This is a genomic window from Arthrobacter sp. U41 (assembly GCF_007679325.1).
Lineage (GTDB): Bacteria > Actinomycetota > Actinomycetes > Actinomycetales > Micrococcaceae > Arthrobacter.
Map to the genome: position 1 here is coordinate 814,889 of NZ_VEGI01000001.1, position 14,719 is coordinate 829,607.

At 68.0% G+C, this 14,719-nt stretch carries 12 protein-coding genes and 1 tRNA gene; 9 read left to right on the forward strand and 4 right to left on the reverse strand.

Annotation, left to right across the window (positions count from 1 at the left end; translation table 11 throughout):
- Nucleotides 1–36: 36 nt before the first annotated feature.
- From FS787_RS03740 to FS787_RS03750, 3 genes are all read left to right on the forward strand, one after another.
- Entirely contained in the window at nucleotides 37–909 is an 873-nt protein-coding gene (locus tag FS787_RS03740) for an FAD:protein FMN transferase (RefSeq protein WP_144670955.1), read from the forward strand.
- Nucleotides 906–2,441: an FAD-dependent oxidoreductase gene (locus FS787_RS03745; RefSeq protein ID WP_144670956.1), complete on the forward strand. Its 1,536-nt coding sequence runs from the start codon at nucleotides 906–908 to the stop codon at nucleotides 2,439–2,441. Before FS787_RS03740 ends, FS787_RS03745 begins: the two co-directional genes overlap by 4 nt.
- Before the next feature lie 86 nt (nucleotides 2,442–2,527).
- Nucleotides 2,528–2,600, forward strand: a tRNA-Arg gene (locus FS787_RS03750).
- Between the two features lie 490 nt (nucleotides 2,601–3,090).
- Here FS787_RS03750 and FS787_RS03755 read toward each other — a convergent pair.
- A complete protein-coding gene (locus FS787_RS03755; protein ID WP_144670957.1) occupies nucleotides 3,091–3,546 on the reverse strand; it encodes an SRPBCC domain-containing protein in 456 nt (151 codons plus the stop codon).
- Between the two features lie 225 nt (nucleotides 3,547–3,771).
- On the opposite strand from FS787_RS03755, the gene FS787_RS03760 reads away from it, so the two are divergent.
- Entirely contained in the window at nucleotides 3,772–4,842 is a 1,071-nt protein-coding gene (locus FS787_RS03760) for a M4 family metallopeptidase (protein WP_144670958.1), read from the forward strand.
- Between the two features lie 107 nt (nucleotides 4,843–4,949).
- On the forward strand, nucleotides 4,950–5,246 hold the full coding sequence (locus FS787_RS03765; protein WP_144670959.1) for a protealysin inhibitor emfourin: 297 nt from the start codon (nucleotides 4,950–4,952) through the stop codon (nucleotides 5,244–5,246).
- On the opposite strand, the gene FS787_RS03770 is transcribed toward FS787_RS03765, so the two are convergent.
- The gene (locus FS787_RS03770) at nucleotides 5,243–6,211 is read right to left on the reverse strand and encodes a GlxA family transcriptional regulator (protein WP_144670960.1); all 969 of its coding nucleotides are present in this window, start codon (nucleotides 6,209–6,211) and stop codon (nucleotides 5,243–5,245) included. The two genes, FS787_RS03765 and FS787_RS03770, sit on opposite strands and share 4 nt — an antisense overlap.
- Before the next feature lie 92 nt (nucleotides 6,212–6,303).
- Between FS787_RS03770 and FS787_RS17955 the strand changes: the two genes are divergently transcribed.
- Nucleotides 6,304–6,471, forward strand: coding sequence for a hypothetical protein (locus FS787_RS17955; RefSeq protein WP_186329085.1), 168 nt, complete (start codon nucleotides 6,304–6,306; stop codon nucleotides 6,469–6,471).
- Between the two features lie 147 nt (nucleotides 6,472–6,618).
- The gene (gene hrpA / locus FS787_RS03775; protein ID WP_144670961.1) at nucleotides 6,619–10,662 is read left to right on the forward strand and encodes an ATP-dependent RNA helicase HrpA; all 4,044 of its coding nucleotides are present in this window, start codon (nucleotides 6,619–6,621) and stop codon (nucleotides 10,660–10,662) included.
- Between the two features lie 5 nt (nucleotides 10,663–10,667).
- Here the strand turns inward: hrpA and FS787_RS03780 are convergent, their stop codons facing one another.
- Together FS787_RS03780 and FS787_RS03785 are read right to left on the reverse strand one after the other, a co-directional pair.
- Nucleotides 10,668–11,096: an HIT family protein gene (locus FS787_RS03780; protein WP_144670962.1), complete on the reverse strand. Its 429-nt coding sequence runs from the start codon at nucleotides 11,094–11,096 to the stop codon at nucleotides 10,668–10,670.
- Nucleotides 11,093–12,286: an NAD(P)-dependent alcohol dehydrogenase gene (locus FS787_RS03785; protein ID WP_144670963.1), complete on the reverse strand. Its 1,194-nt coding sequence runs from the start codon at nucleotides 12,284–12,286 to the stop codon at nucleotides 11,093–11,095. The genes FS787_RS03780 and FS787_RS03785 overlap by 4 nt, the downstream gene beginning before the upstream one ends.
- 126 nt (nucleotides 12,287–12,412) lie before the next feature.
- Between FS787_RS03785 and FS787_RS03790 the strand changes: the two genes are divergently transcribed.
- Nucleotides 12,413–12,886 carry an ASCH domain-containing protein gene (locus FS787_RS03790; protein ID WP_144671921.1) on the forward strand — a complete coding sequence of 158 codons (474 nt, stop codon included), beginning with the start codon at nucleotides 12,413–12,415 and terminating at the stop codon, nucleotides 12,884–12,886.
- A gap of 328 nt (nucleotides 12,887–13,214) precedes the next feature.
- Nucleotides 13,215–14,627, forward strand: coding sequence for a DUF222 domain-containing protein (locus FS787_RS03795; protein ID WP_395940324.1), 1,413 nt, complete (start codon nucleotides 13,215–13,217; stop codon nucleotides 14,625–14,627).
- Nucleotides 14,628–14,719: the final 92 nt, after the last annotated feature.

The window sequence follows — 14,719 nt, forward strand, 5'->3', positions numbered from 1 at the left end:
CTGCCAGTAGCAGGAGGAGGAGCAGGAGGAGGAAACGTGCCGCATCCGGGCTGGGCGGGCTTCAGCTTCGACGGGATCGGTACCCGCTGGGAGATCTCGACGCCGTCCCCGCTCTCCGGCGCGCACCGCCGCCGGCTGCTGGACACCGTGGCGGACTACGACGCCGCCTGGTCCCGTTTCCGGCCGGACTCGCTGATCGCCGGCGCCGCGCGGCAGCCGGGACGCTACGAGCTGCCCGCCGGGGCTGCGGCCCTGGGGCCGCTCTACGAAACCCTCTACCGGCTCACCGGCGGGGCCATGACCCCGCTGATCGGCGGCAGCCTGGAACACCTCGGCTACGACGCCGGCTACTCCCTGCGCCCCGGCGGGCCGCCGCTGGCCGCCCCGCCCTGGGACGAGGTGCTGGACTGGCGGGGAACGGTGCTGACCACCCGGGCCCCGGTGGTGATCGACGTCGGGGCTGCCGGAAAGGGACAACTGGCGGATCTGTTGTCGGCCGTGCTGCGCGAGGGCGGCGTCGGAGAGCACCTCATCGATGCGAGCGGTGATCTGCTCAACGCCGGGACCGCGCCGGTGGACGTGGGCCTCGAGCATCCCTACGATCCGGCCCGGGCGATTGGAATCGTCAGCCTCGGGACCGGCGCCCTCTGTGCTTCCGCCGCCAACCGGCGGGCTTGGGGCGACGGACTGCACCACGTGCTGGACGGCACCACCGGCGCGCCGGTACGCACCGTCGTCGCGAGCTGGGCCATGGCGGCGAGCGCCATGACGGCCGACGCGCTGGCCACCGCCCTGTTCTTCGTCGACGGGTTCGCGTTGCAGCAGGAGTTCGACTGTTCGTGGCTCACCGTCTACTCGGACGGCCACGCGGAGTATTCGGCCGATTTTGAAGGGGTGCTGTTCTCATGACCGCCACACTGTCCACTCCCATAACTTCACGGCTGGACACGGCGCTGGGCCGGTTCACGATGTACCGGCTGGTCCTCTGGGTCCTGGCCGTGCTCGCAGGCTACAGCCTGCTCCTCAACCTGCTCGGGTGGCTGACGTTCGGGCTCCCGGAGATGATCGCCCACCTGGCGCTCTGCCTCGGCCTGACGTACGCGTCCAACCGCGCCATTGCGGTGCTCTTCCATGTGCGCCCGCACTCTGAATCGTCGCTCATCACCGGGCTGCTGCTCTATTTCCTCTTCTGGCCGACGCAGTTCTCGGCAGGGCTGCAGTACCTGGACCTCGCCGGGGTTGCCCTGGCCTGCGTGCTCGCGTCGGTCTCCAAGTACGCACTGGCCTGGCGTGGCCGCCACGTTTTCAATCCCGCGGCGGCCGGTGCCTTCATCACCGGGCTGACGGGACTCAATATTGCCACCTGGTGGGCGGCCACCCCCGCGATGCTCTGGCTGGTGCTGCCCGGTGCCCTGCTGGTCCTGTACCGGGTCCGGAAGCTGCTGATGGGGGCAGTGTTCACGCTCGTGGCGGTCTCCATCGTGGCCGCGGAACTGCTGCGCGCCGGCATGACCCTTGGCGAAGCGCTGTGGCAGACCATCGCGCAGCGCCCGGTGCTGTTTTTCGTCGGCTTTATGTTGACGGAGCCGCTCACCCTGCCGCCGCGCCGCTGGCAGCAGCTGGCGCTGGCCGCCGTCGTCGGCCTGCTGTTCGCCATCCCCTACAACCTGGGATTCGTGGCCAACTCCCCGGAGCTCGCGCTGCTGGTGGGGAACGCGCTCGCCTTCATCGCCGGGCAGCGCGGCCGCGTCCTGCTCCGCTTCCGCGGCTCCCGGCCGTTGACCCCGACGACGACGGAGTTCAGCTTCCAACCCGGGCGTCCGCTGCGCTTCACCCCGGGGCAGTACATCGAGCTGAACCTGCCGCACGGGAAGGCGGACCACAAAGGCCGCCGGCGGGTATTCAGCCTGACCAGTCCCCCGGGCTCGGCCGAGCTCACGATCGGTGTGGGAACGGCCAGTCCGCTGTCCACGGCGAAGCGCGCCCTCCTTGATCTGGAGGCCGGCGACGAGCTGACGGCCACCACCGTGGGCGGGGACTTCGTCCTGCCACGGAATCCCGAAGCGCCGGTGCTGCTCATCGCGGCGGGCATCGGCATAACGCCCTACCTGGCGCAGCTGGCCGGCGGTTCCGCCGGGGACCGGGATGTGGTCCTGCTGTACCTCGCCCGCAACGCCGGCGAACTCGCCTACGCCGAGGAACTGGAACGCGCCGGGGTACGGACCATCGCCAGGCTTTCCGACGGCTCGTCGCCGCCGGCGTTTATGCAGGACGCCGGCGCGGTCCGGATCGACGGCGCGGCGCTGAAGGAGCTGGTCCCCGACATCGCCGGCCGTGAAGTGTACGTCTCCGGCTCGCCCGCGAGCGTCCGATCGCTCCGGGCCGCCGCCCGCCGGGCCGGGGCACGCCGGATCCATGTGGACTCCTTTTCCGGGTACTGAGCGTCTGAGTGTGTCGATTTTCCCTTGGAGCCCACCTTCCTGCTAAGCTCTAGGACGTCCCGCCGGTAACGGCAGGAACCCTGACTGCCCTCGTAGCTCAGGGGATAGAGCGTCTGCCTCCGGAGCAGAAGGTCGTTGGTTCGATTCCAATCGAGGGCACACACAAAACCCCGCCGTTTCAGTGAGACGGCGGGGTTTTTCCTTGCCCAAAAATAAGGGAAAAAGACCCTGTTTCCGGGCGTGCCGCCTATGCCATGGTGTCCCCATGTGGATCGTCGTGCTGCTCGCCCTGGGGGTAGTGGTCGCCCTCTGGCAAGTCATCCTGGCCGGGCTCATCCTTTGGGTACTTGTTACCTGCATCAGGTGGTGGATCGCGTTCGCTGCGGGGGCGAAGCCGAAGCCAGTCCGCTCTCGCAAACCCGTCCCTATCCGGCCGGAGGTCAGACGCAGACCCGCCCAGACCCGGCCCGAGGTGAACCGCAAACCCGTCCAGACCCGACCAGAGGTCAGGCCCACGCCGGACTACCTGCCCAGGTGGACTGCCAGCCGTCGGCTGGACTCCGACCTTGAGCATGCCGAGTGGCAGGACGCCTTCGACCGCCGGGCCGCCTGACCCGGCCTGACGCGGCGTCGGCTTGTTGCTGCGGTGTCAGGTCCTGGCTTCGACGATTTCCTTGAGCTTCTTCAGGGCCAGCGGCCAGGCGTCGTCGAACATGGCAACGAACTCATCTTCGCTGTCCAGCTCCACGTCCACGGTGGTTGCCCCCGCGGACTCGCTGAAGGCGTACTTTTCCTGGGCGCCCATAAAAGCCTTCGCCTCTTCGCTGGTGGTGTCATCCTCGCCGTTGACGACTTGCCCCACATAGCGCAGGGAGATCAGTTCGTTTGGCCTGTTTTCCTCGACCGTGGCGATCATCCCCGCCACGGAACCGTCGCCGTCGGGCCCGAGGAAACGGATTTCGCTGCCCTGGTTCCAGTCCCCCTCATAGGAGGACTCACTGTTGAACACGCTGGTCCACTCCCGGTACGTGGCATCGTTCAGCATGGTGGTCCACACGACCTGCACGGGGGCGTTGATCGTCACCGAATACCGTAATTTTTCCATGGGTGATTTTACGTCCGGGCCGGAGCCGGCGTACAGGAAGTATGCAGGTCGCGTGCAAGACGCAGCTCACCGGACCGAAGAAGCAGGGGCGGTACCCTGCCAATTGTCGGCGCCCGCTCGTAGGCTGTCTGCATCGGCAGCGGGATTCCGGCAGCCGGGCGGTTGGACTGGGTGCCGGCCGCCGCACCACGTCGGGATCCCGCCGAAGCACAAAGGGGTCTCACCATGCACTGTTCCATCATTCCGCCGTACATGCTCCGCCGTCTGGCGGCCCACCGCGAACCGGAGCTCTCCGACGCCGCCCGCGCAGCGAAGGAAGCCCTGCACCACGTCCCAAGCTTCCAGGCGTCCCGCGCCGTGCCCGGGCCCGGCAGCCATCCGGGGCTGCGGGAACCCCGGCCCGCCCCGCCGGAACGGACGGTCTACGACGCCAAGTTCGTCGAGCAGCTTCCCGGCAGCGCGGTCCGCAAAGAAGGGGAACCACCCACCGGTGACCCGGCCGCCGATGAGGCCTATGACGGGCTGGGGCACACCCACCGTCTCTACGCCGAAGCCTTCGACCGGAACTCGATCGACGGCAACGGCCTCCACCTTGAGGCCACGGTGCACTACGGCCGCCTGTACGACAACGCGTTCTGGGACGGCCGGCAGATGGTCTTCGGCGACGGCGACGGCCAGGTGTTCCAGCGGTTCACGAAGTCACTGAGCGTGATCGGCCACGAACTCGCCCATGGCGTCACCCAGTACTCGGCCGGGCTGGTCTACCGCAACCAGGCAGGCGCGCTGAACGAATCGATGTCCGATGTCTTCGGGGCGCTCGTTGAGCAGTTTGTCCAGCAGCAGCCGGCGGCCGCGGCCGGGTGGCTGATCGGCGAAGGCCTGTTCACGGACCAGGTCCAAGGAACCGCTTTGCGTTCCCTGAAGGCCCCCGGAACGGCCTACGACGACGACGTGCTGGGCAAGGACCCGCAGCCGGACTCCATGGACGGCTACGTCCACACGAGCGCCGACAACGGCGGGGTGCACATCAATTCCGGGATCCCCAACCGTGCGTTCTACCTGGTTGCCACGACCCTCGGCGGCAATGCGTGGGACGCACCGGGACGGATCTGGTATCAGACCCTGACGGGAGGCACCCTGTCCCCTACCGCCACGTTCGGCGCGTTCGCCAAGGCCACCGCCGCGTCCGCCAAGGAGCTCTTCGGAGCGGATTCCAAAGAGCATGACGCCGTACGCTCCGCGTGGGAAACTGTGAAGGTAAAGCTCCCCGGAGCCCGGCGAAAGCCCAACTCATGACCACCCGAGTCCCGTGAAGTCCACCGTCCCATGAAAATCACCATCTTGAACACCCAATGAAGATCAGAGTCCGATGAAAATCACTGTGCCATGAAGATCACAGTCCCATGAAGATCACCGTCCAGCGCAGCGGCGGCATTGCCGGCATGAAACGGACGTGGACCGTGCAGCCCACGCCACCGGAGGACACGGACCTCTGGCAGCCGCTGATCGAGGCCTGCCCGTGGGACGCTGTCCCACGGGCAGGCCGGGGCGCCTCCACGGGGCAGCCGGACCGGTTCCTGTACAGCATCCGGGCCGGCCAGCACCGGGCAACACTGCCCGAGCAGGCCGTCACCGGACCGTGGCGGGATCTTGTCGAGACGGCCAAGGCGGCGGCGGAGCCGGAGCCGCACCTCCCCTAGACTGCGGCGGCAAGGTGCCCGCGGAAGGTGCGGCGGTAGGACTGCGGGCTCGTGTCCAGCACCTTGGCGAAGTGGTGCCGCAGCAGCACGGAATGGCCGAAGCCGGATTCGCGCGCGATTTCGTCGATATTGAGGTCCGTGGTCTCGAGCAGCTCCTGGGCCCGCAGCACGCGCTGTGAGTTAAGCCAAGCGGCGGGGGTCGCTCCCGTTTCGGAACGGAAGCGCCGGGCAAAGGTCCGCGGCGACATGTGGACGCGCGCGGCGAGTTCGTTGACCGAGTGGTCCTCCCCCAGATGCCGCACCATCCACTGCAGCAATTCCTCCATGGGCTCGGAGCCGCACTGCGGGATCGGCCGGTCGATGAATTGGGCCTGGCCGCCGTCGCGGTGCGGCGGAACCACCATGTCGCGGGCAATGCCAGCCGCAACGGTCGCGCCGAATTCCACCCGGACCAGATGCAGGCAGGCATCGATGCCGGCGGCCGTGCCGGCGCTCGTGATGATCCTGCTGTCCTCGACATACAGGACGTTCTCGTCCACCATCACAGCGGGATACCGGCTGGCGAGCTCCTGGGAGTAGTGCCAGTGCGTGGTGCAGCGGCGGCCGTCCAGCAGGCCGGCCCGGGCCAGCGCAAACGCCCCGGAGCAGATGGACATGACCCAGGCCCCTCGGGCGTGGGCGTTCCGCAGGGCGTCCAGGACGGACTCCGGAACGTCCTCGTCACGGCCGAAGGGGGTCATGATCACCAGGTCCGCGTCTGCTGCGGCATCCAACCCCAGGCTCACGTGCATAGACAGCCCTGACTTCATCGGGACGTCGCCCGGCACCGGTGTGCAGACCCGGAAATCAAACGCGGGGACGCCGTTACCGCGCGCCGAGCGGTCGATGCCGAACACTTCGAAAGCGGTCGCGAACTCGAAGACCGAGAAGTTGGGGACCACGATCATTGCCACTGACTTGATCATGATCTCATTCTGGCAGAACAGTGGCAGAAATTATAGCTTTTTGGGCATTTCTGCCACTTCTTTTGCCTGCGCCACCGGAGAACCATGGAGGTATGGAACTCATCGGAATCGCATTCATCGTCCTGATCGTCGTCGGCGTCGCCGCCACCGTCGCAGCCCTCCGTAAGGACGGGCTGGGCCACAATCCCCCGGTCCGCTCGGAGGACTACTGGTCCGCCCTCGACCTGCCCAGCAGCAACTACACCTTCCGGATCTTCTGAGCCGGCCCTGCAGCCGGATCGCGCTGCATCCCAAGAAACGCCACCGAAAATACAAACCCGCCGCCCGCCGCCCGGCCCCGCCAGGGACCGGGCACATCTTTGCCCGGACCGCCGCCGCGGACAGTTCCCAGTAGACTGTGTGCAGCCATGACACTGCATATCTCCTACCCCGCCGAGCTGCCGGTCTCCGAGCGCCGCGAGGACCTGATGGCCGCCATCGCGGCCAACCAGGTGACCATCATCGCCGGCGAGACCGGTTCCGGTAAGACGACCCAGATTCCCAAGATGTGCCTGGAGCTTGGCCTCGGCGAGAACGGCCTTATCGGCCACACGCAGCCGCGCCGGCTGGCCGCCCGCACGGTTGCCGAGCGCATCGCGGAGGAACTCGGCGTCGACATCGGCCAGGAAGTCGGCTTCCAGGTCCGCTTCACCGGGGAGGTCAGCCGCAACACCAAGGTCAAGCTCATGACCGACGGCATCCTGCTGGCCGAGATCCAGCGCGACAAACTGCTGCGCAAATACAACGCCATCATCATCGACGAGGCGCATGAGCGCAGCCTCAACATTGACTTCATCCTGGGATACCTCAAGCGGATCCTGCCGCAGCGGCCGGACCTGAAAATCATCATCACCTCCGCCACCATCGACCCGCAGCGTTTCGCCAGGCACTTCGGCAGCGAAGAGGAACCCTCGCCGATCATCGAGGTTTCCGGCCGCACCTACCCCGTCGAAATCCGCTACCGCCCGCTGTCCCAGCCAGCCGGCGGGGCCGCCGGTGACGACGACGTGGCGGCCTCCGAGGACGAACTGGAGGAGGACCGCGATCCGCTGGACGCCGTGTGCGACGCCGTCGACGAACTCGCGCAGGAAGCGCCCGGCGACATCCTCATCTTCTTCTCCGGCGAACGCGAAATCCGTGACGCCGCCGAGGCCCTCAACGGCAGGATCCAGTCCAACCGGAGGCTGGCCGGCACCGAGGTACTCCCCCTCTTTGCCCGGCTCAGCCTGCAGGAACAGCACAAGGTCTTCCACCCCGGCAGCAAGCGCCGGATCGTCCTCGCCACCAACGTCGCCGAGACCTCGCTGACGGTCCCCGGCATCAAGTACGTCATTGACACCGGCACAGCGCGCATCTCCCGCTACTCACACCGCACCAAGGTCCAGCGCCTGCCGATCGAGCGCGTCTCGCAGGCCTCGGCCAACCAGCGCTCCGGCCGCTGCGGCCGCGTCTCCGACGGCATCGCGATCCGGCTGTATTCGGAAGAGGATTTCGAGTCCCGGCCGCTGTTCACCGATCCGGAAATCCTGCGCACCAACCTCGCCGCCGTCATCCTCCAGATGACCGCCATGGGCGTGGCCCGCGGGCCGAAGGACGTGGAGAACTTCCCGTTCGTGGAGCCCCCGGACTCCCGCGCCATCAACGACGGCGTCACCCTCCTGCGCGAGCTGGGCGCCCTGAGCGCCGCGCGCCCGCAGGAAGAAACGGGCGACGGCGGCGAACGCACCGGCCGCCGTCCGGCGGGCGCTGCGGGAAGAAACGGCGGCGGGCTGACCGCCGTCGGGCAGCAGCTCGCCCAGCTGCCCGTGGACCCGAGGCTCGGCCGGATGATCGTCGAGTCCGGCAAGCGCGGATGCGTCCGCGAGGTCATGATCCTGGCCGCGGCACTGACTATCCAGGACCCGCGCGAGCGTCCGACCGACAAGCAGCAGCTCGCCGCGGAGAAGCACGCGCGTTTCCGGGACGAGAATTCTGACTTCACCGGCTTCCTGAACCTCTGGAACTACCTCCAGGAGAAGCAGCAGGAACTGTCCTCCACGGCGTTCCGCCGGCTCTGCCGCGCCGAGTTCATCAACTACCTGCGCGTCCGCGAGTGGCAGGATCTCTTCGCCCAGCTGCGCCAGCTGGCCCGGCCGCTGGGCATCAGCCTGGACAACAAGCGCCTGGCCGATCCCGTGGGCAACCATGAGGGTATCCACATCAGCCTGCTCTCCGGCCTGCTGAGCCACGTAGGCATCCTCGATGAGCGCAAGCGTGAATACGCCGGCGCCCGCGGCAGCCGCTTCGCGATTTTCCCTGGTTCGGCCCTGTTCAAGAAGTCCCCCACCTTCGTGATGGCCGCCGAACTGGTGGAGACGAGCCGGCTGTGGGCCCGTGTGGCGGCGAAGTTCGATCCGCTCTGGGTGGAGCAGGTGGCGCCGGACCTGGTCAAGCGCAGCTACAGCGAACCGCACTGGTCCAAGAAGATGGGCTCGGTGATGGCCCATGAGAAGGTCACGCTGTACGGCGTTCCCATCATCCCGAGCCGCCGGATCAACTACGGCAGGGTGGACCCCGAACTCTGCCGGGAGTTGTTCATCCGGCATGCCCTGGTGGAGGGCGACTGGCAGACCCACCACAAGTTCTTCCACCGCAACCGGGCGCTGCTCCACGAGGTCGAGGAGCTCGAGGCACGCATGCGGCGCCGGGACATCCTGGTGGACGACGAGACACTCTTCGAGTTCTATGACGCCCGGATCGGCAAGAACGTTGTGTCCGAGCGGCACTTCGACAAGTGGTGGAAGGAAGCACGGCAGCAGGATCCCGCACTGCTCGATTTCGACCAGGCGCTGCTGATCAGCGAAGACGCCGACGCCCTGGACGACTCGGCCTACCCGCAAACCCTGCTGCACAAGGGCTTTGAGCTGCCGCTGAGCTACGAGTTCCACCCCGTGGCCCCCGGATCGCCGCCCAACCCGTCCGACGGCGTCACCGCCGAGGTGCCGGTGCTGTTCCTGAACCAGCTCGACGACGCCGCCTTCCGCTGGCTGATCCCCGGCCAGCGGGTGGAGCTGGTCACCGCCCTGATCAAGTCGCTGCCCAAGCAGGTGCGCAAGAACTTCGTGCCGGCCCCGGACGTCGCCCGGCAGGCCGTCGCGGCCCTCGAGGCCGACTTCGATCCGGCCACCGACGAGCTGGAGGCCTCCCTCGAGCTCGTGCTGCGCCGGCTCCGCGGCCAGGTCATCCCGCCGAATTCCTGGAACTGGGACGCCGTTCCGCCGCACCTGCGGGTCAGCTTCCGCGTCGTGGACTCCCGGGGCAAGGTGCTGGACGAGGGCAAGGACCTCACAGCATTGCAGGAACGCCTGGCGCCGGCCACGCGCCGGGCGATCGCCGAGTCGCTGGGCGCCACACCCGCGACGACGGCACCCGCATCGAACGGCAGGTCCGGAGGGAAAGCGGCCGGGACGTCCAACGGCAAGTCCGCAGGCCGGACCACGGGCGCTGGTGCCGGCGCGGAACCAACCTCACCAGGTTCCGCGGCGGCGGCCTCCACCGGATTCGCCGAAAAGGCGGGGCTGACCTCCTGGTCCTTCGGAACCCTGCCGCGCCAGGTCCAGGGCACGGTGAAGGGGCACACCGTCACCGGCTATCCCGCGCTCGTGGACGAAGGAACCTCCGTGGCCCTGCGGCTCTTCCAGACCAGCTCCGAACAGGAACAGGCCATGCGCGGCGGCGTCATCCGCCTGCTCGCCCTGAAGGTTCCGCCACCTGACCGCTACGTCCTGGAGCACCTGAACAACACCGAGAAGCTGACGTTCAGCCAGAACCCGCACGGCTCGGTCACGGCCCTGATTGCGGACTGCGCCCTCGCCGCCATCGACAAGCTCACCCCTGCCGAACTGCCATGGGACCAGGCGTCCTTCGCTGCACTGTACGAGAAGGTCCGCGCGGACCTGATCGACACGGTCTTCACCGTCACCGCCGTCGTGGAGCGCATCCTGGCCAGCACCCGCCGGATCGAGAAGGCGCTCAAGGGAACCACCAGCCTGGCCCTGATCAGTGCCCTCAACGACATCAAGAGCCAGCTGGAGCAGCTCGTGTTCCCCGGTTTTGTGGCACGCACGGGCTACAGCCAGCTCAGCCAGCTCCCGCGCTACCTCGCCGCGATCGAGAAGCGCCTGGAGAAGCTCCCCACCAACGTCCAGCGCGATGCGCAGCACATGGCCGCGGTGCAGGCACTGGAGGATGACTACGACGATGCCGTGTCTGCGTTGCTCCCGGGCCGGCGGGCCGGCGCCGAATTAACCCAGGTCCGCTGGATGATCGAGGAGCTCCGGGTGAGCCTCTTCGCCGTCGAACTCGGAACAGCCTATTCGGTCTCCGAGAAGCGGATCCGCGCGGTGCTGAACAAGGCGCTGGCGCCGGCGTAGCGGTCTCAGGCCTCCGGAACGTGCGCCGCGTGCCCGGCCTTCCGGAGTCCGTCACGGAGCTTCTCCGCGTTGGCGTCCAGCCGCGCCGGATCCGGGTGCTGGTCCGCCGAGCCGAAGTCGAAGTCCGCCATCGTGTTGGACGGCCACACGTGCACGTGCAGGTGGTTGATCTCGTAGCCGGCCACGATGAGGCCGGCGCGGGCCGCGCCGAACACGTCGACCTGCACGGCACCGATCTTCTGCGCCACCTGCATCACGCGGGCCAGCAGCTCGGGCGACGCGTCCGTCCACCGGTCCACTTCCTCGGTGGGAACCACGAGGGTATGGCCGTCGGCGAGCGGACCCACCGTCAGGAACGCCACGACGTCGTCCTCCCGCCAGACGAAGCGGCCGGGGATCTCGCCGTTGATGATCCGGGTGAAGAGAGTGCTCATGCGTCTGCCCTTTCCGAGGGTGTTCCGAGGGTACTGGTGTCCAGGACAAAACGGTACTTCACGTCCCCGGCCACCATGCGGTCGTAAGCGTCGTTGAGCTGGTCCGCCGGGACCACCTCGACGTCCGCGGTGACGCCGTGTTCGGCGCAGAAGTCCAGCATTTCCTGAGTCTCGGCAATGCCGCCGATCAGCGACCCTGCGTACGCGATGCGGCGCCGGATCAGCGCGCCGGGGTTCACCGGGGGCATGTCCTCCGAGGGGAGGCCGAGCTGGAAGAGGGCCCCGTCCACGCGCAGGGTGCGGAAGTACGGGTTGAGGTCGTGCGGCGCGGCGACGGTGTCAATGATGACGTCGATGCTTCGGTTCGCGGCGTCCATCGCGGCCTCGTCCCGGGACAGGATGACCTCGTCCGCGCCCAGTTCGCGGGCGGCGGCGAATTTGGACTCCGACGTGGTGAAGACCTTCACCTCGGCGCCCATGGCCTTGGCCAGCTTCACGGCCATGTGTCCCAGACCGCCCAGGCCAACGACGCCGACGACGTCGCCCTCCTCGACGTCGAAGTGGCGCAGCGGGGAGTATGTGGTGACGCCGGCGCACAGCAGCGGCGCGGCCGCGGCGGGATCAAGGCTTTCCGGGACGTGCAGCACGTAGCGGCGGTCGACGACGACCGAGGTGGCGTAGCCGCCCTGCGTGATGGCGTCGCCGTTCCGGCGGTCCTTCGCGCCGTAGGTCCCGGTCATGCCGTTTTCGCAGTACTGCTCCAAGCCGTCGAGGCAGCTGTCGCATTCGCGGCAGGAATCGACCAGGCAGCCGACGCCGACCAGCTCACCGAGGGTGAAGTCGTCGACGGCGGAGCCCACCCGGCTGACCCGGCCGACGATTTCGTGGCCCGGGACCAGCGGGTAGTTCTGATTTCCCCACTCACCGCGGGTGGCGTGGACGTCCGAGTGGCAGAGCCCGCAGAACTCGATGGCGATCTCGACGTCGTCCTCCTTCGGCGCGCGGCGGGCCACCGTCAGCGGAACCAGGCCGCTGTCGCTGGCCGTGGCGCCATAGGCGGCGGCAAGGCGGGGGCCCGGCGTGCCCGTGGCTTCCGCGGTGACTGTGGTGCCCGCGGCGTCCGCTGGGTCCGCGGACAGATCGGGTAGCGGCTTGGCGAGGGGCGGCGGTACGGGGCGTCCAGGAGTCATGACTTGACGCTAACCCGGGCAGCGGGAGTTGGCCAATCAGAATGGTGGCTTTCGTTCCGTGCCTGCGACGATAGTGACGTGCAGTCTCAACCAGTCACCCCCGCAGATGTCCAGGCAGCTGACCGAATGTGGGACGCTTACGCCGCCGCGCGCCCCGAAGCTGTTGCCGCGTCACCCGAATACACCGTGGAGCACTTTGGTGATTCGAAGCGGCTCGCCAACGAACTCCTCGGCCTGGTTCTCAGCGGAAGGAAACGCGCAACGGCGGAACTCGTCGCGGACTTCATCGCCCGCGGTGACCAGGTGCCCCGCATCGGATCCCATTGGATTGCCTGCGACGGTGATGGAGTGCCCCGCATCATCATCCGCAGCACAGAACTCCGCCTCGGCCCCTTCACGAGCGCTGACAGCGCCTTCGCTCGTGATGAGGGCGAAGACGACTTGACCCTGGAAAGTTGGCAGCGTGAACACCGCCGGTATTGGACGCGGGTCGCCGCCGCCGCCGGGCGTGAATGGTCAGAGGACGACGAGATCGTCTTTGAACGCTTCGAAGTGGTGTGGCCGCCCGAGCAAGCGGACAGGCCTGCGGGGCACTTGTAGAGGCGGCCCGCAAACCCCTGCAAGGGCAATCCCGGCGCAGATCCTTGACCGCGGGCGGGGGCCTACCAACCATCCGGCCCAAAGCCCTTGCCGGGCGATACCTGTCGGAGCCTTTAATGTCAGAGCCTTAAATGTCAGAGCCCAAAAGTAGAGTTTGATCATGGACGGCAAGCAGGGGCCCGACGCATTTCAACCGGCTGGAACACTTCATCCGGCTGGCGCAGTGCCGCAAGCCCGCGCAATTCAGCAAGCCGGCACAGGTGAGCCGGCAGTGGGGTGCGGCTACGCCTCTAATCGCGGGAAACGGCAGGAAAGGGAAGATGCCAACCTGGCGCTGAGCGGCGACGTGGCTGAGCTGAACGGTGCGCAATTGATTGCTGAAATCCGGGACTTGGAAGACGAGAAGTCTGCCCTGTCGGCCCGGCAGGCACGGCTGTCCGTCGCCTTTGATCTGGTCCAGCGCCGTGAACAGGCAGACGCCGGAATGCCCGCGGACCAACTCGGGTCCGGGGTCGGCGCGCAGATCGCCCTGGCCCGGCGCGAATCCCCGGCCAAGGGCGGCCGGCTCCTGGGCCTCGCGAAAGCCCTGGTCACCGAAATGCCCCACACCCTGGCTGCGCTGGAAGCCGGGCAGCTCAACGAATGGCGCGCGACCCTTCTCGCGCGCGAAACCGCCACCCTGTCCGCAGCCGACCGGGCCGCCGTGGACGAGGAACTCGCCGCGGACACCGGGACGTTCGACGGCGCCGGGGACCGGCAAATCATTGCCGCCGCCAGGGCCGCCGCGTACCGGCGGGACCCCCGCACCGTCACCCAGCGCGCCGCCCACGCCGCGGCCGAACGGACCGTGACCCTCCGCCCGGCCCCGGACACCATGTGCTACGTCACCGCCCTGCTCCCCGTCTCCGCCGGCGTCGCCGTGCACGCCGCCCTCACCCGGCACGCCGACACCGCCCGCGCCGCCGGAGACCCCCGAACCCGCGGGCAGCTCAAAGCCGACGCCCTGGTCGAACGCATCACCGGCACCACCGGCGGGATCACCGGCATTGAAATCCAGCTCGTCATGACCGACCGCACCCTCCTCCAAGGCGACAGCGAACCCGCCCGGCTCCCCGGCCACGGCATCGTCCCCGCCACCTCGGCCCGCGACCTGCTCGCAGGCTCCGGCCCTGGGAAGGGGCCCGGCACAGGAGCCGGGAACCCGGCGGACGCCGACAACGGGGGCCCGGACAGCGGCACTGCCACGAGGCACGCTCTGGATGTCTGGCTCCGCCGGCTCTACACCGCCCCCGGCACCGGCGAACTCACCGCAATGGACTCCCGCGCCCGGCTCTTCCCGCCCGGACTGCGCCGCCTCATCCAGGCCCGCGACGACACCTGCCGCACCCCATACTGCGACGCCCCGATCCGCCACTTCGACCACATCATCCCCTGGCACCGCGGCGGACCCACCACCCAGGCCAACGGCGCCGGACTCTGCGAAGCCTGCAACCACACCAAAGAAACCACCGGCTGGAGTGTCCGGCCCCGGCCAGGCCCCAGACACACCATCGAAGTCCAAACCCCCACCGGCCACAGCTACCACTCCACCGCACCCCCACTGCCCGGCACCCAACTGACCGGGCCGCCACCGCTGGGAATTGCCGGACCGGCCACCGCCACCAACCACCACCGCCGCAAACTCCGACACCGCGCCAAAATCCTCAAACGCGCCCGACTGGCAGAGGTTCCGGCCGCGTGAGCGGGTTGTCCGGCCGGATGCTGCGCCCGAGAGTTCCTGATCCCGAAGGGGCCCGTCGAACATGGCGGGCGGTTGACAGGAATTTCCGGAGA

Excerpts from the sequence above, each read along its gene's own strand:
- FS787_RS03745 (WP_144670956.1), top strand. The coding sequence starts at position 906 with ATGACCGCCACACTGTCCACTCCCATAACTTCACGGCTGGACACGGCG.
- FS787_RS03755 (WP_144670957.1), bottom strand. The coding sequence starts at position 3,546 with ATGGAAAAATTACGGTATTCGGTGACGATCAACGCCCCCGTGCAGGTC.
- FS787_RS03760 (WP_144670958.1), top strand. The coding sequence starts at position 3,772 with ATGCACTGTTCCATCATTCCGCCGTACATGCTCCGCCGTCTGGCGGCC.
- FS787_RS03765 (WP_144670959.1), top strand. The coding sequence starts at position 4,950 with ATGAAGATCACCGTCCAGCGCAGCGGCGGCATTGCCGGCATGAAACGG.
- FS787_RS03770 (WP_144670960.1), bottom strand. The coding sequence starts at position 6,211 with ATGATCAAGTCAGTGGCAATGATCGTGGTCCCCAACTTCTCGGTCTTC.
- FS787_RS17955 (WP_186329085.1), top strand. The coding sequence starts at position 6,304 with ATGGAACTCATCGGAATCGCATTCATCGTCCTGATCGTCGTCGGCGTC.
- hrpA (WP_144670961.1), top strand. The coding sequence starts at position 6,619 with ATGACACTGCATATCTCCTACCCCGCCGAGCTGCCGGTCTCCGAGCGC.
- FS787_RS03780 (WP_144670962.1), bottom strand. The coding sequence starts at position 11,096 with ATGAGCACTCTCTTCACCCGGATCATCAACGGCGAGATCCCCGGCCGC.
- FS787_RS03785 (WP_144670963.1), bottom strand. The coding sequence starts at position 12,286 with ATGACTCCTGGACGCCCCGTACCGCCGCCCCTCGCCAAGCCGCTACCC.
- FS787_RS03790 (WP_144671921.1), top strand. The coding sequence starts at position 12,413 with ATGTGGGACGCTTACGCCGCCGCGCGCCCCGAAGCTGTTGCCGCGTCA.